This is a genomic window from Peribacillus sp. NPDC056705 (assembly GCF_043656335.1).
Window position 1 is genome coordinate 43,283 of the sequence record NZ_JBHTYI010000011.1, and the last position, 18,841, is coordinate 62,123.

General features: G+C 41.7%; 17 protein-coding genes, 1 pseudogene and 1 other annotated feature. Of the genes and pseudogenes, 11 read left to right on the forward strand and 7 right to left on the reverse strand.

The window, feature by feature from the left end:
* Positions 1-897, forward strand: a complete 897-nt coding sequence (locus ACFRAK_RS15410) for a DMT family transporter (protein ID WP_394572027.1) — start codon at positions 1-3, stop codon at positions 895-897.
* A gap of 31 nt (positions 898-928) precedes the next feature.
* Here ACFRAK_RS15410 and ACFRAK_RS15415 read toward each other — a convergent pair whose 3' ends face one another.
* Complete coding sequence (locus ACFRAK_RS15415; RefSeq protein ID WP_394572028.1) at positions 929-2,338, reverse strand: LysM peptidoglycan-binding domain-containing protein; 1,410 nt, start codon at positions 2,336-2,338, stop codon at positions 929-931.
* 508 nt (positions 2,339-2,846) lie between these two features.
* Between ACFRAK_RS15415 and desA the strand changes: the two genes are divergently transcribed.
* The 3 genes from desA (at position 2,847) to argS (ending at position 6,516) form a co-directional block, all read left to right on the forward strand.
* Positions 2,847-3,878 (forward strand): Delta(5) desaturase DesA, encoded by a 1,032-nt coding sequence (gene desA, locus ACFRAK_RS15420; protein ID WP_387603389.1) that lies wholly within the window; start codon positions 2,847-2,849, stop codon positions 3,876-3,878.
* A gap of 93 nt (positions 3,879-3,971) precedes the next feature.
* Positions 3,972-4,517: a response regulator gene (locus tag ACFRAK_RS15425; protein ID WP_387603391.1), complete on the forward strand. Its 546-nt coding sequence runs from the start codon at positions 3,972-3,974 to the stop codon at positions 4,515-4,517.
* Between the two features lie 67 nt (positions 4,518-4,584).
* Positions 4,585-4,802 (forward strand) — a binding site (T-box leader).
* Positions 4,803-4,836: 34 nt separating this feature from the next.
* Complete coding sequence (argS, locus tag ACFRAK_RS15430) at positions 4,837-6,516, forward strand: arginine--tRNA ligase (protein WP_387706447.1); 1,680 nt, start codon at positions 4,837-4,839, stop codon at positions 6,514-6,516.
* Positions 6,517-6,598: 82 nt separating this feature from the next.
* Here argS and ACFRAK_RS15435 read toward each other — a convergent pair whose 3' ends face one another.
* Entirely contained in the window at positions 6,599-6,976 is a 378-nt protein-coding gene (locus tag ACFRAK_RS15435; protein WP_387603732.1) for an SET domain-containing protein, read from the reverse strand.
* Between the two features lie 63 nt (positions 6,977-7,039).
* Positions 7,040-8,119: pseudogene (locus tag ACFRAK_RS15440) on the reverse strand (CotH kinase family protein); the annotation flags it as partial.
* An 83-nt stretch (positions 8,120-8,202) separates the two neighbouring features.
* Between ACFRAK_RS15440 and ACFRAK_RS15445 the strand changes: the two are divergent.
* Positions 8,203-8,550 carry a hypothetical protein gene (locus ACFRAK_RS15445; protein WP_394572029.1) on the forward strand — a complete coding sequence of 116 codons (348 nt, stop codon included), beginning with the start codon at positions 8,203-8,205 and terminating at the stop codon, positions 8,548-8,550.
* A gap of 300 nt (positions 8,551-8,850) precedes the next feature.
* Here ACFRAK_RS15445 and ACFRAK_RS15450 read toward each other — a convergent pair whose 3' ends face one another.
* Together ACFRAK_RS15450 and ACFRAK_RS15455 are read right to left on the reverse strand one after the other, a co-directional pair.
* Positions 8,851-10,032 (reverse strand): NAD(P)/FAD-dependent oxidoreductase, encoded by a 1,182-nt coding sequence (locus ACFRAK_RS15450; RefSeq protein WP_098373865.1) that lies wholly within the window; start codon positions 10,030-10,032, stop codon positions 8,851-8,853.
* A gap of 39 nt (positions 10,033-10,071) precedes the next feature.
* Positions 10,072-10,503 (reverse strand): helical membrane plugin domain-containing protein, encoded by a 432-nt coding sequence (locus tag ACFRAK_RS15455; protein WP_192206535.1) that lies wholly within the window; start codon positions 10,501-10,503, stop codon positions 10,072-10,074.
* A 318-nt stretch (positions 10,504-10,821) separates the two neighbouring features.
* On the opposite strand from ACFRAK_RS15455, the gene ACFRAK_RS15460 reads away from it, so the two are divergent.
* The 3 genes from ACFRAK_RS15460 to ACFRAK_RS15470 all read left to right on the forward strand — a co-directional run bounded on the left by ACFRAK_RS15460 (position 10,822) and on the right by ACFRAK_RS15470 (position 15,500).
* Positions 10,822-10,992 carry a hypothetical protein gene (locus tag ACFRAK_RS15460; protein ID WP_387603402.1) on the forward strand — a complete coding sequence of 57 codons (171 nt, stop codon included), beginning with the start codon at positions 10,822-10,824 and terminating at the stop codon, positions 10,990-10,992.
* Positions 10,993-11,461: 469 nt separating this feature from the next.
* The gene (locus tag ACFRAK_RS15465; RefSeq protein ID WP_387603405.1) at positions 11,462-13,501 is read left to right on the forward strand and encodes a hydantoinase/oxoprolinase family protein; all 2,040 of its coding nucleotides are present in this window, start codon (positions 11,462-11,464) and stop codon (positions 13,499-13,501) included.
* Positions 13,502-13,511: 10 nt separating this feature from the next.
* A complete protein-coding gene (locus tag ACFRAK_RS15470) occupies positions 13,512-15,500 on the forward strand; it encodes a hydantoinase B/oxoprolinase family protein (protein ID WP_387603735.1) in 1,989 nt (662 codons plus the stop codon).
* Between the two features lie 110 nt (positions 15,501-15,610).
* On the opposite strand, the gene ACFRAK_RS15475 is transcribed toward ACFRAK_RS15470, so the two are convergent.
* The gene (locus ACFRAK_RS15475) at positions 15,611-16,195 is read right to left on the reverse strand and encodes a DJ-1/PfpI family protein (RefSeq protein ID WP_387603408.1); all 585 of its coding nucleotides are present in this window, start codon (positions 16,193-16,195) and stop codon (positions 15,611-15,613) included.
* Between the two features lie 149 nt (positions 16,196-16,344).
* On the opposite strand from ACFRAK_RS15475, the gene ACFRAK_RS15480 reads away from it, so the two are divergent.
* Together ACFRAK_RS15480 and ACFRAK_RS15485 are read left to right on the forward strand one after the other, a co-directional pair.
* Entirely contained in the window at positions 16,345-16,776 is a 432-nt protein-coding gene (locus ACFRAK_RS15480; RefSeq protein ID WP_387603411.1) for an Lrp/AsnC family transcriptional regulator, read from the forward strand.
* A 129-nt stretch (positions 16,777-16,905) separates the two neighbouring features.
* The gene (locus ACFRAK_RS15485) at positions 16,906-17,733 is read left to right on the forward strand and encodes an STAS domain-containing protein (RefSeq protein ID WP_387603414.1); all 828 of its coding nucleotides are present in this window, start codon (positions 16,906-16,908) and stop codon (positions 17,731-17,733) included.
* A gap of 245 nt (positions 17,734-17,978) precedes the next feature.
* On the opposite strand, the gene ACFRAK_RS15490 is transcribed toward ACFRAK_RS15485, so the two are convergent.
* A complete protein-coding gene (locus ACFRAK_RS15490) occupies positions 17,979-18,503 on the reverse strand; it encodes a GNAT family N-acetyltransferase (protein WP_387603417.1) in 525 nt (174 codons plus the stop codon).
* A gap of 157 nt (positions 18,504-18,660) precedes the next feature.
* Between ACFRAK_RS15490 and ACFRAK_RS15495 the strand changes: the two genes are divergently transcribed.
* Positions 18,661-18,807: a hypothetical protein gene (locus ACFRAK_RS15495; RefSeq protein ID WP_141994063.1), complete on the forward strand. Its 147-nt coding sequence runs from the start codon at positions 18,661-18,663 to the stop codon at positions 18,805-18,807.
* The last annotated feature ends 34 nt before the right edge of the window (positions 18,808-18,841 follow it).

Here is an 18,841-nt window from a genome sequence, read left to right on the forward strand (position 1 = left end):
ATGAATAAAATAGCACTTCTTCAACTGTCTCTAGCCATGACGATCTTTGGTTCTGTCGGTTTCTTTTCAGGACTATCAGGACTTCCTGCATTGGAATTGGTTTTTGTTCGCTGCATTTGTGCTGCCATTTTCTTATGTGCAGCTTGGATGATTACAGGACATTTCAAGAACGAAATATGGAATTCCAAAGAGGTAATGCTCATCATTTTCTGCGCGGTGGCCAACTTGTTGAACTGGATATTCCTCTTTAAATCTTTCGAACTGATATCGGTGACAATTGCCATTTCGCTTTATCATTTAGCGCCGATCATTGTACTCATTTTCGGGAGCTTCATCTTTAGGGAGAAAATGAGTTTATTTTCCATCCTGGCCATTTCACTTTGCTTCATTGGCACATTATTCATTATGGGAACAGATGGATTTCGATCATCGACCCCTGAATGGGAAGGGATCATTTATGGGATCATTGCTGCATTTTTCTATGCGGCAACCATGCTTTTAGGAAAGAGCATTTCAAAGACCAGTGTATACGCGACCACCTTTCTGCAAATGTTCATTGGATTTCTATTACTGATTCCTTTTGTCGATTTTTCAGTCTACACAACGCTAAAATCTTCCGAATGGTTTTATACGGTACTTACCGGCATCATCCATACAGGCGTCGTGTATCTGCTGTTTTTTAATAGTATCCGCCATTTGCCTACAAATGTAGTATCTTTCATGATTTTTGTCGATCCGGCAGTAGCCATCCTTTTGGATATTCTTCTTTCAGGATTTCAACCGGACAGGATTCAAATCTTGGGCATTACATTGATATTTATTGGTGTGCTCTATTCACTTAAGACGACAAGACCGAATGAAAAGGATGTCATGCAAAAAAGGCCGCACACAATGTGAGGCCTTTTTTCTTTATGGTTTTTCTATCAATCTATTGATTAAAATGATAGACATCCCAAATGTCAGTGGTTTCTGAGCCAAGGTACCAAGCAGATACACCGCCTAGATGATTTTGTTTGACCAGGTCAATACGGAGCTTCACCGATTTTTTATCTTCTATCCATATTTGATGCTTTTCCCCTTTGGAAGTATACTCCACATAATTTTGCTGCGCCTTTTTATCCCATACCTTTTTAAGTTTGTGAGATGAAATGATTTTGTTGACTTCAGTCATGGTACGGTCATGACTTTTCACTTTTTTGGTCGATAAATCGGTTACCCATTCCCTCGTATAAAATGGTACAGCCAATATGATCTTATGGGCAGGTACTTCTTTCATTAAAAGCTTCGTTCCTTCTTTGATCCAAGGTAACGAGGAAACGGACCCGGCTACCGGGCTCCCTCCCCAATGCTCGTCATAACCCATTATGATGATGTAGTCCGCTATTTTGCCAAGTGCTTTCCTATCCAGACTTTTTGACCAAAAAGGGTCTTCATTTTCTCGGGTGACATCCACGGACACTTTAATTCCATGCGGTTTTAAGGCTTTTTTTAGTTCGCCTATGAAAAGTACAAAGTCCTTCTTGCTTTTTGGATCGATGTTTTCAAAATCTACATTTATTCCATCACTTTTAGTTTTAACAAGTGAATCACGTAAAGCTGAAACTAATTTCTGGCGATTTTTTGTATTGCCTAGTACAGAATCAGTTAAAACAGGGTCAAATTGATTACCGATAAGCTGCCAAACTTGTTTTCCTTGTTTATGGGCGTTTTGGACGAATTTTGCATCCGCAGAAACGGAAACGAAATTACCGGAATCCTTCAGCGTATAGGAACGGGGAGATACTACATTTAAATTAGGTTGTTTCATTTGTTGGGTGTAGTTTTCTTTCGATCCATTATGCGTCCAGCCCATGACGATAGGTTTTTGCGCCTTTTTTTGAAGCTGGGATGACTTTATCCATCCCTTTTTACCATCAAGCAATTGAACCTGGTAGTAATAATCAGGAATCTTCAATTTTTGGCCAACTTTAAGGGTAACCGTATGTAATTTGTTTAATTTCGTCAAATCACTTGTGGTTACCTTATATTTAGTGGAAATCTTCCACAATGTATCTCCTGATACAACCTTATGGATCTTATATTTCTGGGGGATCTTCAGGTTTTGGCCAATATTTATTTCGGGTGAAGTTAATTTATTTTCTTTTTGTAGCTCACTTAGTGAAACACCATATTGATTTGCTACTTTCCATAATGTGTTTCCAGCCTTTACTTTATGGATAATAGGCCCCGCGGAATCTCCGGCGGAAGTGGAAATGACGGGAAACTCCTCGCCCTTTTTTAAGGGCTTTAATTGAGTGGAACCTAACTTAGGAGAACTAAAAACTTTTGTATTGTCCACTTTAACAGAACCTATGTAAAGGGTTTTGCTTGATGAATGACCACTGGGTGGATAGAGACATATACAAAGAAGGCTTAATATAATAAAACATCCAAAGAATTTTTTCACAATGATTTTATTCCCCTTTGTAAAATTTAACTTTACTAGTTTACTATGGAGAATCGCTTTAAAATAGAGGTACATTGTGGAAAGGCCTTATATAGGAGAAAATAGGGAATCTAATTCCGATTCTGTATTGTTGTTCCACTCTATGGTAGGACGAATTATTTTGCTTACTGCTGGACTGGTGGCCTGATATTGATAGTCCCGTTTTTCATGATAACGAAATCCTATACATATGAACAGGTTAATCAGTTTTTACTGGTTGGCCTTTTTTTACGCTTGCCGCTGAAAATGACTTGTACATGACATTTGTCATCTTCTAGTCATGACACCTGGTACTAATAAATTCATGCTGCTTTCTTTATAATATGAAATAACGACAAATAAAAGGAAGTGCAATTGAATAATGACCTTGCAAAATACGAAAAACTTGAGAAAACAAATTGCTCCTTTTGAACAATCAACGACAAAGCAAAGTATATGGCAGATCGTCAATACCTTGGGGCCATTCATTATTTTATGGTACCTAGCATATATAAGCCTTTCCGTTTCTTATTGGTTAGCTTTAATTCCAGCTGTGTTTGCTGCTGGTTTCTTGACAAGGATATTCATCATTTTTCATGATTGCACGCATCATTCATTTTTCAAAAACCGCCGTGCGAATAGAACAGTCGGTACGATCATGGGTGTTTTGACTTTATTCCCGTTTGATCAATGGGGACATGAGCATTCTGTGCATCACGCAACAAGCGGCAATTTGGATAAGCGGGGGACGGGGGATATTTGGACCCTTACGGTGGATGAGTATTTGGCTGCACCGCTTAAACTTCGTTTTGCGTATCGTTTTTATCGCAATCCATTGGTTATGTTTGGTTTGGGGCCCATTTATGTTTTCCTTCTTAAAAACAGATTTAACCGTAAAGGTGCTAGAAAGAAGGAAAAGATGAATACGTATTTGACGAATGTAATAATCGTCGCTTTAGTGGCATTGCTTTGCCTGGCAGTAGGCTGGCAGTCGTTCCTTCTGGTACAAGGTTCCATCTTCATGATTTCTGGTTCAGTGGGCATTTGGCTGTTTTACGTCCAGCATACATTCGAGGACTCTTACTTCGAAGAGAATGAGGAGTGGGAATATGTATTGGCGGCAGTGGAAGGAAGTTCTTTCTATAAGCTTCCAAAACTGATGCAGTTCCTTACAGGTAATATCGGTTACCATCATGTTCACCATTTAAGTCCAAGGGTACCTAACTATAAATTGGAAATGGCGCACAATAATACAGAGCCTTTAGAGAACGTTCCAACGATTACTCTTGCGACAAGCTTGCGCTCACTCCGTTTCCGTTTATGGGATGAGGAATCCAAGAATTTTGTTAGCTTCAAGGACATTAAATATTTAACGAAAAAAAGTGTTCCCGTTCAAGTGAAATCTGAACTGTAACGTTCATGTATCATTCCAGACTCCCTTAATAATCCTTGGATTTGGGGGAGTCTTTGCTGCATATAAGGAACTCGATAAAGGAGAGAACTTAAAATGATTCGAATTGTCATTGCAGAGAATCAGCAAATGCTGTTAGAGGCAATAAGTTCTCTACTCAATCTTGAAGAAGATATAGAAATTGTCGGGCAAGCCAGTAATGGAGAAGAAGCGATGGCCCTTGTACACCAATTACAGCCTGATGTGTGTATCATGGATATGGAGATGCCTGTAATGAGCGGACTTGAGGCGGCAGAAGCATTAAAGTCATTTGAATGCAAAGTGGTCATTTTAACGACATTTCGAAGGACTGGTTATTTTCAACTCGCATTGAAAGCTAATGTAAGTGGTTATTTATTGAAGGATAGCCCCGGTGAAGAGTTAGCCTGCTCGATTCGCGGCATAATGGACGGCAAGCGAATATACTCCCCAGAACTTATAGACGAGTCCCCCAGCAATAATGACCGGGAAATGGGAGTGTTAGGGCTGTTAGCCGATGGTCAATCCAAAATGGAAGCTAATAATAAGCAAAGCGGAACAATAGGGACAGTAAGGAAATATTTTTCGACCATCAAGGATAAAATGAAGTTACCGGCTGGTTAGGATTTGTTTCTTAAATCCTGTTGACACGTTTTTTTTAATTGTGTACGATAGATTAAATTATAATATTGAAAATTCTGTGATGAAGAGAGTAGTTCATTTCGAAATGGAAAGCGAGTTAGGGATGGTGGGAGCCTAATGCAGGACGGATGAATGAAGCGCACTTTGGAGAAATTTCTTGAAACGTTTAGTAGGGAACATCGGGGAGTCACCTCGTTAACAATGGAAAGTGGTCACAATTGTGGCAACTAGAGTGGTACCACGGGAATTCATGCTCTCGTCTCTTATTTAGAGGCGGGGGCTTTTTTGTTTAGGAGGGAAAATGTCGATGAATAAGCCAATTGCAGAATTGATTTCAACTGCTTTGAACAATGAAATGCAAGCAAGTGAAATAGAGAAATTAATGGAAAAGCCTAAATTGATGGAGTTAGGTGATGTCGCCTTTCCATGCTTTACTCTTGCAAAAAAATTCAAAAAATCACCTCAAGTGATTGCGTCTGAAATAGCCCAACAATTAAACAGTGAGTTGCTCCAAGAAGTGAACGTTGTGGGTGGTTATCTGAATATCTTCGTCAATCAGCAGCTGGTGACGGAAAACGTGCTGCAAACGATATTAAGGGAAAAGGATCAGTATGGTTCGGTGCAGCCTGTACAGGAAAATGTCGTGATTGATTACTCATCCCCGAATATCGCCAAGCCTTTTTCCATGGGGCACTTACGCTCAACGGTCATAGGGAATGCACTGGCTAACATTGCCGAAAAAAATGGCTACGATGCCGTCCGAATCAATCATTTAGGAGATTGGGGCACGCAATTCGGCAAGTTGATCGTCGCGTATAAGCTGTGGGGCGACAAAGAGGCAATCGAGGCTTCGCCGATTCAGGAATTATTGAAAATCTATGTGAAGTTCCATGAAAGAGCTGAAACGGACGAATCGTTGAATGAACAAGCGCGCGCAAGCTTCAAGTCGCTTGAAGATGGGGACGAGGAAGCACTGGCTCTGTGGAAATGGTTCAGGGATGCGTCTTTAAAAGAATTCGAGACGATTTATGATTTATTGGGCATCTGTTTTGATTCCTATGCCGGCGAAGCGTTTTACAATGACAAAATGGATGCTGTTGTCGGGGAGCTAAAAGAAAAGGGCTTGCTTACCCTATCCGAAGGTGCCTATGTCGTGCAATTGGAAGATATGCCGCCTTGTTTGATTACAAAAACCGATGGGGCGACACTTTATGCGACGCGTGATTTGGCTGCAGCCATGTATCGTAAAAAACAGTACGGGGCGAAGAAAACATTTTATGTTGTCGGAAACGAACAATCCCTGCACTTTAAGCAACTTTTTAATGTCATTGAAAAAATGGGGTATGGATGGTCAAAAGATTTGCAGCACGTAGCATTTGGCATGATGCTGAAAGACGGCAAGAAAATGTCGACACGTAAAGGGAAAGTCGTGCTGCTTGCGGATGTATTGGCAGAGGCAATCGAAACTGCGAAGCGCAATATTGAAGAAAAAAATCAAGCGCTTGAACAGAAGGAACTGGTTGCAAGACAGGTTGGTGTCGGAGCGGTCATCTTTAATGATCTAAAAAATAACCGCATGAATGATATTGATTTTTCATTAGAGCAAATGATGAATTTTGAGGGAGAGACGGGTCCATATGTACAGTACACATATGCGCGAATTTCCTCATTGCTTGAAAAAGGTGAATTTAAAGAGCAGTCCCTCACTTTTGAAGCTTTAGGAGAATATGCGTGGCCGGTCATCCAGCTGTTGGAGCAATACCCGATCATTGTCCAAAAATCATTTGAACAAACCGACCCATCACAAATCGCGAAATTCAGCTTGCATTTATCGCGTGCATTCAATAAGTATTATGCACATACCAAAATCTTAGTTGAAGATGAATGCAAACAAATGAAGCTCTCATTCGCTTTTTCCGTGGCGGTTGTATTAAAGGATGCGCTAAGTTTATTGGGAATTTCAGCGCCGAATAAAATGTAAGTTCAAATATCCCTGCAAAAAAAGAATCCATTTCGACCTTTCGAAATGGATTCTTTCAAAATAAAATGGAAGCAAAAAACGCCTACTCGATGACATCGAACCATAGCGGGGATTTATCATCAGGTTCACCATTGTAATTGATCGTGATTTCCTCACCAGCCTTTATATCTTTATGTGCATAAAAGTCTATCGTTAAATCTTCAAAATTATTATCGAATGTCGCATTTGGAGTGTATGAATGATTGAATAGTGAACCATTTCCTAAGGCAATGGCAGTTTCATCATCATCTCCCCAATAGAAACAGTGATGAAAGAGTGCGGTTTTCTTTAGATATTTCCATTCATGTTTGGGTGAAATGATGATAGGTGATACCTCAATGAGTTCATCTTTTTTAATATCCCTTGTAGCATATACTCCCCTGCCATACTTCCCCGTATTTTTAATGCAGATTGGTGACATGGAAGCAACTCCCCTTTTTCGGTCTTGTTTGGCTATCAGTTGTGTCGTGGCATTTTTTTCATCTAGGCTACCAAGGTGTTTATTTAAGTAAGCACTGCGTTTGCGAATGAATTCGAAGATGAATTCCGGTTCCTTGTCGAATAGATCAATCTTATTCTTTTTATATGGATCATGAAGGATGTGGGGGCGTATGCCCTGGTGCAGTGGTAATACTTTATTTTCTATATACTTCACAGTAAATGTGGTTTCTAATGTTTCAACCAAGAGGTCTTTGTAGAACTTACTGTATTCCGGAACCTGCAAGAGCAGATGAATAAGGTGGTTTGTCTTTTTTCCTCCGATAGGGACATATGTGTGCTCCATGATCCCTCCATTGACTTTACGTCCCCAAGTGGCATCGTAATCCCAAGGAATGATTTCAAATAACTTCGTTTTACTATTGCGGTATAGTGCATAGTTATGAGTGAAACCGTCGTTATTCATGGTGCAAACGGCTCCAACCAGCCAGCGTAAGTATTTATGGATATCAAGATGTTGCGAGACTACTTCAGGAAACTTTGCAAGTGGGGTGGTGTTGATTTTTTTGATCAATTCGATTAGATATTCATCATCGGCGGGTTTGCCAAACGCTTGTATATAGCCTGACGTAAGGGAGTCTTTCGCTATCCCATCCCTTTTCAATGAAAAGTTGGCATCATTGTTGACAGCATAATAAATCGGGCCGGCAGGAAGTCCTCTTTTTTCTAAAAAAACTCCATCGACGGAATCCAATTGTAAATACACACCTTTAAACGTGCCATTTCGGATTAGGTTGATGTGTTGGCTATGAGGGGAAAGGACACCAAGGTCTTGAAAGAAATCGAGTGAGAGTTTATTGCGAATGAGGGAAGGATCTCTGTATTCGGCATTGAGATGGATTTTGTGGGCGCCAAAGAATCGTTCTGGCTCGATGAAATCAATCCAATAGGACCTTTTTCGGAATTTGCGGGTATAAGAACCCCGATAGGCAATATCGATAACATAAATGTCGTTTTCTACTTTCAAATTGGCAGGAATAGGGTTATCGCTCCAAATATCCGCACGTAAATCTTCTAGATCTTCTTCTTCTATCATTAAGAAATAAGATGGAATATGATAAGACATACACTCACCTTCCTTCCTTGTATAAGATGTTTTATGGACAGTCTTGACCTTAATGAAGCCGTAATATCATAAAATACTTCCGCTTGATTAATCAGGATCAATCAAGCGGAAGCATTATATATTTAACTATCTATCTTCTTCTTTTTTTGCCACGTCCAGTGGACGAGCTTAAACTTGAACTTGAACTTGATGAAGTAGATGTTGTTGTTGTAGATGTGATACCAGTAGTTATGATACCAGTAGCTGTGTTGCCAGTAGATTATTTTCCAGTGGATTTATTACCAGTGGATTTATTGCCAGTGGATTTATTACCAGTGGATTTATGGCCAGTGGATTTATGGCCAGTGGAATTGTTGCCAGTAGAAGTGCTACCGGTAGATGAACCGCCAGCTGCTTTTCCTTTTTTCCCTTTCATACAGAACCCTCCTTAATAAGGTTAATTTTATGATATGCGCAATGGTACAGACTTGAGCGTTAGTTAACGACAAACGGGCTAATAAAAATTAACGGAGAGGATTTAGGAGAGTTGCCTAATCACAGGAGATTTATAGAATGGATAATCAACAAAATGGAGTACCGTCCATTATTAACAACTTTCGTCAATCATTGCATCATGATCAGGCATTAATAATTTCATGAAAAAAATGCCCTTTAATCCCGATGACCGGGAAGAAAGGGCATATACCGCGGACATATCAATGAACTGGATGTCATGTCACGGCGATAATGAATTAATAAGCCAAGCTGAATAGGGCTTTGATGTGTGATAGATAGCGAACATTACTTGCTTCTTTCATCAATGTAGCCGGCAGGCCTTTAAGGGAAGTGTTATTGGCCCCAACGGTTGCCACCGCATCCTTACGGCCTAGGCTCGCAAGTGTACCTGAGTTTACAGGTGAAAATTCTTCAAGTTTCTTGCCTTCAAAGGCTGCATATAGGTTGTATCCAACAAGCTCACCCATTTGCCAAGCATTTTGTGCAGTAGGAGCGTATGGACGGCCGCCTTCTGGAGGGAACGCAACGGCGCTGTCCCCGACAACGAATACGTCATTATGGGATTTGGATTGCAAATACTCATTAACGGTCGCTTTGCCGCGATCCACTTCAAGGCCTGATTCGCCTACGATAGGAAGAGCCGCAACTCCGCCTGTCCAAACAAGCGTATTGGCCGTTATCGTTTGTCCATCTTTCAACTCGATTTGATTTCCTTTAACACCCGTTACAGGCAGACCTGTCAGGAATTCAACACCGCGTGCTTCCAAGCTTGTCATCGCACGCTCGATCAAGTGGTCAGGCAGGACCGGAAGGATTTTTGGACCAGCTTCCACAAGCTTGATTTTCAAGTCCTTGAAGTCCACTCCGAATTTTTTGGCGATTTTAGGGAAATGATCCACGATTTCACCGATTAACTCGACGCCTGTCAATCCGCCGCCGCCAATCACGATAGTTGCGTCCGCTTCATTATTCGTTTGTGCATATTCGCGGATGCGATCTTCGATATGTTTGTAAATTTTGTTTGCATCGTTTACGGATTTCAAGACCATGCTGTTTTCCTCAAGTCCCGGAATGCCGAAGAATCCTGTTTGGCTTCCTAAAGCAACAACCAGGGCATCATAAGATAAAGTGGAACCATTGGCAAGTTTCACTTCTTTGTTATCGACTGAGAAAGAATCCACTTTGGAAATGATAAGGTCGATATCTTTTCCTTTGAAAAGTTTTTCCAACGGAATGGAAACGGCTTGTTCAGAAATGGAACCTCCTGCAAGACGGTGCAATTCAGTGATGATTTGGTGTGTTGGAAATTGGTTCACCACTGTAACCTGTACTTCATCTTTTTTGTAATATTCACGTACGGATAAGGCAGATAGCAATCCAGCGTAACCTGCACCTAAGATGACGATTTGTTTTGACATAGTTAATCCCCCGTCCTTACTGATTGAAAATTCATTAAATTATTTTTGGTTTTTACGTTCTGAAGAGACTTCAAGAAAAGCTTGGGCGAAACGGAAAAGTTTTTGTGCTTGTGGGTCTTTCATCATTCTTAACAGACCAAAAAGACCGATCACGTCATGATTCACTTCAGCACGATCCTTAGCTTCGATGGCAGTAACCGCAAGCCCTTTCACTGAATCGACTACAGGTGTCGCGATCTCCGAAATGGCGCTGACCGTATCGTTTTTCAAAACATCATCAGTCGCAACCGATTGAGCGAAATCATAAGACTTTGTTAAAATATTCACTAACTCAGTTAGTTTTGGTAACTGCTCAACTAAAGTGTTCAATGATTCCTGAACCTCAGGGTTTAATAATTGGTCCAGTACATCTAATTGTTTTTGGCTGGCATTAAGTTGTTCAGTTTGTGATTGGGTAATCGTTTCTGACATATCCAATTCTCCTTTGCAATAAGCATTTTGTTGATGTAAATAGAAAATCTTGTAAAATATTACACAATGTGTGGCAAGTAAAAATACTAACAAAAATGTAATAAAAGCTAAACTATAGTATATCCCTTTAGTTCCATGAAAACAGCTGATTTTTAAAAAAAGATTCATAAAATAAACTTTTCTAGCTTATTTAAGTACAGATTCTGCTGGAATATTCCATTCTTTACCTAAAATGAACTTCAAGAGTGTCTATCATTATCGCCGGTCATACATATTTCCATCTTGATTTGCCATCCTAAATGATGGAGGTGAAATAATGTGACGGATTCAGAATCTAAACTTACAGAAGTGAATGATGATAAGAAGCTTCATAAACTGGTTGGCAGTATGGAATATACTAAAGCACAACTATCGGAAGGCATGAATGGAATTTCTGAAGTTTACCTCAAAAACAGTGAGGAAGGCACATCGGAAGCACCTGATAAATAACCATGTTGCGTAAGCATAGGGGAACAGTTATGGTTCCTTAATTTCACTTATTTGTAAACTTCTTAGCCTTATAAATTGTTTGAGTATTCTAAAAAATACCCTTGACTTTATGGTGGATTGACGTAAGATAAAGTATATAGCCATAGTGAAAAGGTAGTTTATCTAGCAAATACTACTCTGCCATCGCCTTAAGGGGACTGGTGATTTAAAGATGAATTCTATAAATAACTGTCGAATCTAATAGACTTCGCCGCCCAGCGAAGCTAAACCTAGATCAAAAACCAGTTATATCAATGATTTCTTATTGATATGACTGGTTTTTTTTATTTCATCATGTTCCTTTTTTGGCTAAGAAAATCCAGCGGCTGGCTGACACTCTTTTACACAGTTCCATTAAGTGGTGAAATGGGTACGAAGCAATGTCAATAGGTATGATTTTTTAAAATCTTGTAGCAGGGGTGGGAATGAAATGATAGGTACGAAGCAAACTAGGCTCGCAATTGATGTAGGCGGAACATTTACGGATGTGTTCGTTTTTGATGAAAGCACGAAGGAAATTTCCATCACGAAAACGTCGTCGACTCCTCAGAATCCGGAAATCGGCATTTTGGATGGAATTGCAAAGGCGGAAATAGATTGTGAAAATATTAAAGTGTTTTCCCATGGTACAACAGTGGGCACCAATGCCTTGATTGAAAGGAAATTGCCAAAGACAGCATTGATCACATCCGCTGGATTCCGGGATGTATCGGAAATCCGCCGAGGAACCAAGCTTGAGTTATGGGATACATATGATGATGTAGCCAAACCGTATATACAAAGAAGAGACCGTTTTGAAGTGGAAGAGCGCATCGATTTTGCAGGAAATGTCTTGACGGAAATCAATGAAGAGGAAGTACGGTCACTGGCAAGGAAATTAAAAAGACGCGGTACGGAATCCATTGCGGTTTGCTTCATGAACTCGTATGTAAATGGAAGCAATGAGGCGAAAGTGAAACGAATCATCCAGGAGGAACTCCCGGACGTCTATATATGCATTTCAAGTGAAGTCCTTCCTGAGATTTTTGAGCATGAGCGCATGAGTACGACGATCGTCAATGCGGTTTTAGGACCGACTGTCAGCAAGTATATTAAAACCCTTGAAGGTGAAATGAATAAACGGGGGTATGAAGATGATATATTAGTGCTTCACTCCGGCGGAGGGGTAATGACATCCCAAACCGTACCCCGTTATGCGGCAAGGCTCGCAAGTTCCGGAATCGCTGCAGGTGCGATTGCCAGTAAACATATCGCCCAGCTTTGCGGGTTCAATAATGCCATTGGGCTGGATATGGGAGGAACGAGCACCGATATTTCCTTGATGCATGAAGGTGATTTGCGGATTACTAAAGATTGGTATATCGAGTATGGATATCCGATCGGTTTCCCAAGTATCGAAATCCTGACGATAGGAGCAGGAGGAGGAAGCTTGGCTTGGGTGGATGAAGGCGGTTCTTTACGCAATGGCCCTCAAAGTGCAGGCGCGGTACCCGGACCTGCTTGCTATAGCAGGGGTGGCGTGGAACCGACCAATTCCGATGCCAATATTGTATTGGGACGACTTGGCACAAAACTATTGGATGGGCAAATGGAACTTGATAAACAAAAAGCGATTGAAGTCGTGGATAAGATCGCCAAGAAATTCGATTATACGATTGAAGAAGCGGCGAATGCCATCACACGGGTGGCCAATGCCAATATGTGTGATGCGCTAAGGCTGATTTCAGTCAGAAGGGGATACGATCCCCGCGACTTTGCACTTGTGGCCTTCGGAGGCGCTGGACCCTTACATGGAGCGTACCTCGCCAAGGAAATGGAAATCCCGACTGTCATCATCCCGCCGCATCCGGGTGTTGCCGCTGCAATGGGATGCCTGTTGGTCGATGTTCGTCATGATATATCCAAAACCTATGTCAAGAATGTCAAGGATGTATCGTTAATGGATTTAGAGAGGGAATTCATCGGAATGGAAAAAGAGGCCGCTGAGTTATTGCAAGAAGAAGGGGTCGCTAAGGAAGCTTCCACATTGGTGCGCTATATTGACATGAGGTATATGGGACAGTGGCGTTCATTGGCGATAGAAGTCGATTGCCCGATTTCTTCATTGGAAGAGACCCTTGACCGTTTCCATCAAGAGCATGAACGGGAATTTTCTTTTTCCGATAAAGAACAGACCGTGGAAATCTACGGGCTGCTCGTTACGGCTATCGGAACTGTGCCAAAACCTGAATTCCCGACTTATGAACCAGGGGGCACACTTGCTGATGCCTTGAAGGAAACTCGTGATGTCTATTTCGAAGAGGAAGGGTATGTGAATACGAACGTGTATAACCGGGAACTCATTCCGGCCTTTTCTGAAATCCCGGGGCCTGCCATCGTGGATCAGCTTGATACAACGACTGTCATTCCGCCAAATTTCACGGCAAAAGTTGATAAATACAGAAACTTGATTCTTTCCCAAAATAAATAAAAAGAGGTGGATTTCATTGTCGAATAAACAGTTAATTGACCAATCTGGAGTTGGAACAGGTTTAGATCCGGTGACATTTGAAGTGATTAAAAATGGCTTCGTTAACCTTGTAGATCAGATGGCTGAACAAATCCTTCGGACATGCTATTCCTTCGTCATTTATAATCGGGATTTCAGTTGTGCGCTTTGTGATGCAGAAGGAAATACAGTCATGCAAGGGACGCAGGATATATCGGTCCACGTAGGAACACTGCATCTAACGGCAAAGGCGGTGCTCGAGGACTTCGGGGGTGATATCCATCCCGGGGACGTATTCTTGGTCAATGACCCGTATCGGGGCGGTACTCATTTCAATGATACACGGGTTCTCTTGCCAGTCTTTCATGAGGACAAGCTCATTGCGTTCATGCAGACGAATGGCCATTGGGCCGACATGGGCGGCTCGACACCTGGCTCCTTCGATATCAATGCCAAGGAACATTTTGGCGAGGGAGTAAGGATTCCGCCGCTAAGGATATATAGTAAAGGAACATTTTTAAAAGATGTGGTCAATGTGCTCGTTTCGAACATGCGCGTCCCTGAGGAACGTGTCGGCGATCTTCGTGCTCAAGTGGAAGCGGCCAAGGTAGGCGAGCGCCAGTTGTTTGCCATCATCGAGAAGTATGGAATCGATACGACTTTGTCTGCCTTTGCGGAAGTGCAGAATTATGTGGAGCGCTTGGCGAGGGCCAAGGTTGCGGCTTTACCGAATGGAACCTGGGAGACTGTTGATTATATTGATATGGACCCGGAAGCCGGAGACGGCCTGATTCCGATCAGGGTTAAGATGACTATCACGGATGACGAGATCCATTATGATCTTTCTGGTTCACATTCTTATATCGGCTGCTTTTTGAATGCCGGTTTCGGGGCATCTTTATCAGCAGCATACTCGGGAACCAAGACATTTTTTCCTGAAATCCCTTTGAACTCCGGCTTTTACAGAGTGGTGAAGATTGAACTTCCGGAAAATTCCGTCGTCAATGCCCCGGCACCGATTGCCGTAACCGGTTTTTGTTCAGGGGCCTATGAAAAAATCATGAGTGCTTGCTTCGAACTCTGGTCCAATATCATGCCGGAAAGAGCGATTGCATGCTCATTTAACCTGGAGTATTTACTTATCGGCGGTTGGGATCAACGCCAGGAGCAAGATAAATACTTCATGTGGTATGACTGGATGGCCGGCGGTCATGGAGGACGCTATGACCGGGACGGTGTGAACGCCACTTCGCCGACATTCGGTTTGGGCCTAAGTGTGCAGCCTTGCGAAGGGCAAGAAAGATTGTCACCCGTCGTGACGATGAAGCATGAAATCATCACCGACTCTGCCGGGCCGGGGAAATACCGCGGCGGGTGCGGTGTAGAAAAGGGCGGTACACTCACGAATGTCAAAAACACCGTCATGTCCTATTGCTGTGACCGTTCCCGTTCAATAACATGGGGGATTTTTGGAGGGCTTCCTTCTTCCCCGCATGGAGCATGGCTGAATCCGGGCAAAGAGGACGAACGTTATTTAGGTGCGATTTTTTCAAATGTGAAGGTGCAGCAAGGAGATTCCTTTGTACGCCCATCCGCTGGGGGCGGGGGACTGGGAGATCCGCTTGAAAGAAATCCCGAAGATGTCTTGGAAGATGTGATCGATGAATATGTTTCAATTGAGCGAGCCAAAAAAGATTATGGAGTCGTGATCAAAGAAATCGATAAAGATCTCGATTTATTCGAAATAGATGTTGAAGCAACGGAACAAGCTAGGTCGTATATCAGGAACAACCGTAAACAATGGCTTGAGGAAAGCGTACAAAGAGTCGAAGACAAATTCGCCAATGGCGAGCTGGATAGTCTGGATGTCATTCGCCAGTATGGTGTCATCATCGATTATGCAACGAATAAAGTCCTGCCAGAATCAACAAAACAGTTCCGTGAATCCATGAAAACCCGTTCATTGACTTATTGGAAGTAACGTGAAAAAGGGTTCCGAATTCATTCGGGACCCTTGATTATAGATGGAGCCCAGCCGAGGAGGCTCCCCGGCCGCCCGCGGAAAGCGAGTGCCTGAAGCGGAAGAAAACCTTAATGGAAGCCCATCAATTCCTTCACATGTTTACAATTATCTTTGGAAGTGAGCATTTCCAAGAGCGTAAAGGCAACATCGAATGCAGTGGAAGGATTGTAGGATGTAATGATATTGTCCGTGACGACAATCGGTTCATTAACGACAATCGCCCCAAAATCTTTTAGCTGCCCTTGTCTCATACTGGTTGGATGGTTGTATGTAGTGGCTTTTCTTCCATTCAATATCCCGCTTTTTCCTAGTGGGAGAGAACCTACACAAATGGTTGCTATGATTTTGTTCTTATCATGAAAATACTTGATCACATCAAGAAACCTTTGATCATAGGCATCCTCATAGAAACCGGCTTCTTCAAATCCTCCTGGAATGGCCAAAGCATCGTAGTCATCAAGGTTCACTTGATCGAGGGTCAATTCGGGCTGCACAATGAAATTCCATGTGCATTTCAATTGTTCATGAAGTCCCACCGTTACCAGGTCAGTCGTACCATCACCCTCTAATTTATTCCAGCCCAATACATCTGTAAACACACTTGCTTCTACCGCTTCGAATCCATTGGATAGCAGCATCAATACTTTTTTCATCGTGAATCCCCCTTATTTATATTTGTGTTTATTATATAAAAAGCGAATTCCCTAATACATACGATAAATTATGTAATCATTTCATTTCTGTTTATTTTATAATGTATTTAGGTAAATTCTATTAACAATAAAAAGTGGGTGTGATTGAATTGGATCGAACGGATAAAAAGATACTTTCCTTGCTGGAGAATAATGGGCGCATGTCCATGAAAGAACTGGCACATGAAGTTTCTTTAACGGCTCCAGCAACGAAGGAACGGGTGAATAAATTAGAGGAAAGCGGAGTGATAAAAGGATATAAAACGGAAATATCACTTGAAAAACTTGATAGGCGCATAACGGCATTCATCTTATTCGAAACGGATAGATGCAAAGACTTTTATCAATTTAGCTTGAACCATCCGGAAGTGCTGGAATGCCACCGGTTAGCCGGTCAATACAGTTATTTGATTAAAATAAGTACATTTTCGATGGAAACGCTGGAAGACTTCGTCGATGAAGCCATTAAATACGGGAAGTCGTCCACCCATTTAATATTTTCTTCCGCATCGAAAAATATTTTTTCCGGAGATGAGGTATAATCGGTTTTAAGCAATGTACTAACCATATTTTTTTAATATAGGAGCAATTAGCAGGAAAAAACTCCACCCATCTAGAAAGTAAATAGTAACAAAAATCACAGTTGGAGTTCAAAAAGGGAGTGGGGAAGAGTGAGTTTTGTTTATGAGGAAGAAAAGATAATGGAATTCCTTTTGCAGAATAAAAGTGAATTTGAAGAATATCTTTTATCAGAAGCTGTCAATGTCAGGGATAAAATTGAAGAAATTCTGCTGATTGGAAATGTCGACCTTTTGAATAATGCCCATAAGCTCATCCGTTATATAGTGGAACAGAATGAAACGGATATGATTGCATTTGCCGAACAAGAGGGAGTTACGTGGGCAACCCACTCTTTGACGCTTTCGTTCAAGCTGGAATGGATTCAGGCCATCCGCAGAACGCTTTGGACATTTCTTTATAAATTCGAAAGTGCAAAAGTAGTCTTCAGTGAATCCAAAACCTTTTTTGAATTAGAGAAAAAAGTGAATGAAAAGGTTGATGTATTTCTTAAATCCTTTTTCGTCAGCTACTCCGATTACAAAGACAAATTAATTCTTGCTCAGCAAAACTTGGTGGAAAATCTATCCGTCCCAATCATTCCAGTCACCCCCACTACCTGCGTCCTTCCGTTAATTGGGACAATCGATAATACACGTATACAGATAATCGAGGAAAAAGTATTGCAGGAGATAGGTGAACGGCGGATACAGACCTTGATTTTGGATTTATCCGGTATCATCGAAATGGAAGTTGAAATCATTAATGATTTATTGAAAATCCTCGATGGAACGGCAATGATGGGGTGTAAAGCTGTAGTGACTGGATTACGCCCTGAAGTGGTAACGAAAATGATCCGTTCAGGGGTCCAAATCGAGAATAGAGCTGAAACAAAGGGGACGCTGCAGCAGGCCTTGAAGGACTATCTTGTAGTCACGTGAAGTGGGAGCCGCCATGTTTTGGTGACTTTCTTTTGCAGGTAATTTGGAATATAAAGGAAATTTATTTTCGGTTTTATCTTATTCATATGAGTAAATGGAATGGGGAAAGGATGCTCCGAACAGAACTGAAACTTGGTTCCGGAAAGCCACCCCCTTTACGCCGACTGACTGCCAAGCCCTCATCAAAGCAAGCATCTAGCGGGTCTTGGCTAACCAGTCATTCGGCAGGAGTGCCACAAATTTCTTCACTTCAGCAAGGAATACACATATGTATCATGAGGGATACCGTTTTGGTAAATATAACTCCTTAATATCCCTTCCTGGATGAAGCCCAGCTTAAGCAAGAGCTCACTTGATGGCTGGTTTTCCAGGAAAACGACCGCGCCGATGCGGGTTAAATCAAGGTCATTGAAACCGTAAGCGATAATTTCCTTAAGTGCTTCTGACGCAAATCCTTTCCGCCAATGTGCTGGATGGAGTTCATAACCGATTTCCGCCCGTCTGTATTTGGGACTGTGGGCATGAAAACCGATGGTACCAATCAATTCCTGTGTGTCCTTTCTTTCAATTCCCCATCGGATAGCTCTTTTTTCAAGATAGTTTTTTGCAAAAGACGCTATGATATCCTTCGCCTGTTCGACATTTTCCAATGAATCCTGGCCATAAAAGCGGGTGACTTCATCTTTTGATAAGCATTGGAAAACCGCTTCCGCATCACTTTCACGAATTTCCCGAAAGCGTAACCTTTCCGTGTTCAATTCAGGAAACATGTTTATCCCTCCTCATATATCCGTTTTACATCTATTCGGCTCCCGCGATGTTTTTTCCTTTATTATGAAGCGCCTATTTTGCCGGTATTTTCAGTGGTAATCGGACAAGCTAACATTAGTTCAACATAAATAGCTTTGAATGAAGGGGAGATAGATCATGGGAAAAAAACATCGTAACCGTACTGGTTCACCGAAAAAAAATAACCATATTCCGAAAGCGGACATCATTGCAGAACATGAAGCGCATGGTAAAGAATACTCTGCGAATAAACGAAAGAACGGCCCTGGTTCCAATACAGATTGAGTAAACTTAGTGACCGCTCTTGCCTTTAAGGGAG

Bases quoted from the DNA above. Each gene is read 5' to 3' on its own strand.
- argS (WP_387706447.1), top strand. From the start codon at position 4,837: ATGTCGATGAATAAGCCAATTGCAGAATTGATTTCAACTGCTTTGAAC.
- desA (WP_387603389.1), top strand. From the start codon at position 2,847: ATGACCTTGCAAAATACGAAAAACTTGAGAAAACAAATTGCTCCTTTT.
- ACFRAK_RS15465 (WP_387603405.1), top strand. From the start codon at position 11,462: ATGATAGGTACGAAGCAAACTAGGCTCGCAATTGATGTAGGCGGAACA.
- ACFRAK_RS15425 (WP_387603391.1), top strand. From the start codon at position 3,972: ATGATTCGAATTGTCATTGCAGAGAATCAGCAAATGCTGTTAGAGGCA.
- ACFRAK_RS15475 (WP_387603408.1), bottom strand. From the start codon at position 16,195: ATGAAAAAAGTATTGATGCTGCTATCCAATGGATTCGAAGCGGTAGAA.
- ACFRAK_RS15455 (WP_192206535.1), bottom strand. From the start codon at position 10,503: ATGTCAGAAACGATTACCCAATCACAAACTGAACAACTTAATGCCAGC.
- ACFRAK_RS15495 (WP_141994063.1), top strand. From the start codon at position 18,661: ATGGGAAAAAAACATCGTAACCGTACTGGTTCACCGAAAAAAAATAAC.
- ACFRAK_RS15490 (WP_387603417.1), bottom strand. From the start codon at position 18,503: ATGTTTCCTGAATTGAACACGGAAAGGTTACGCTTTCGGGAAATTCGT.
- ACFRAK_RS15435 (WP_387603732.1), bottom strand. From the start codon at position 6,976: ATGTCACCAATCTGCATTAAAAATACGGGGAAGTATGGCAGGGGAGTA.
- ACFRAK_RS15450 (WP_098373865.1), bottom strand. From the start codon at position 10,032: ATGTCAAAACAAATCGTCATCTTAGGTGCAGGTTACGCTGGATTGCTA.
- ACFRAK_RS15410 (WP_394572027.1), top strand. From the start codon at position 1: ATGAATAAAATAGCACTTCTTCAACTGTCTCTAGCCATGACGATCTTT.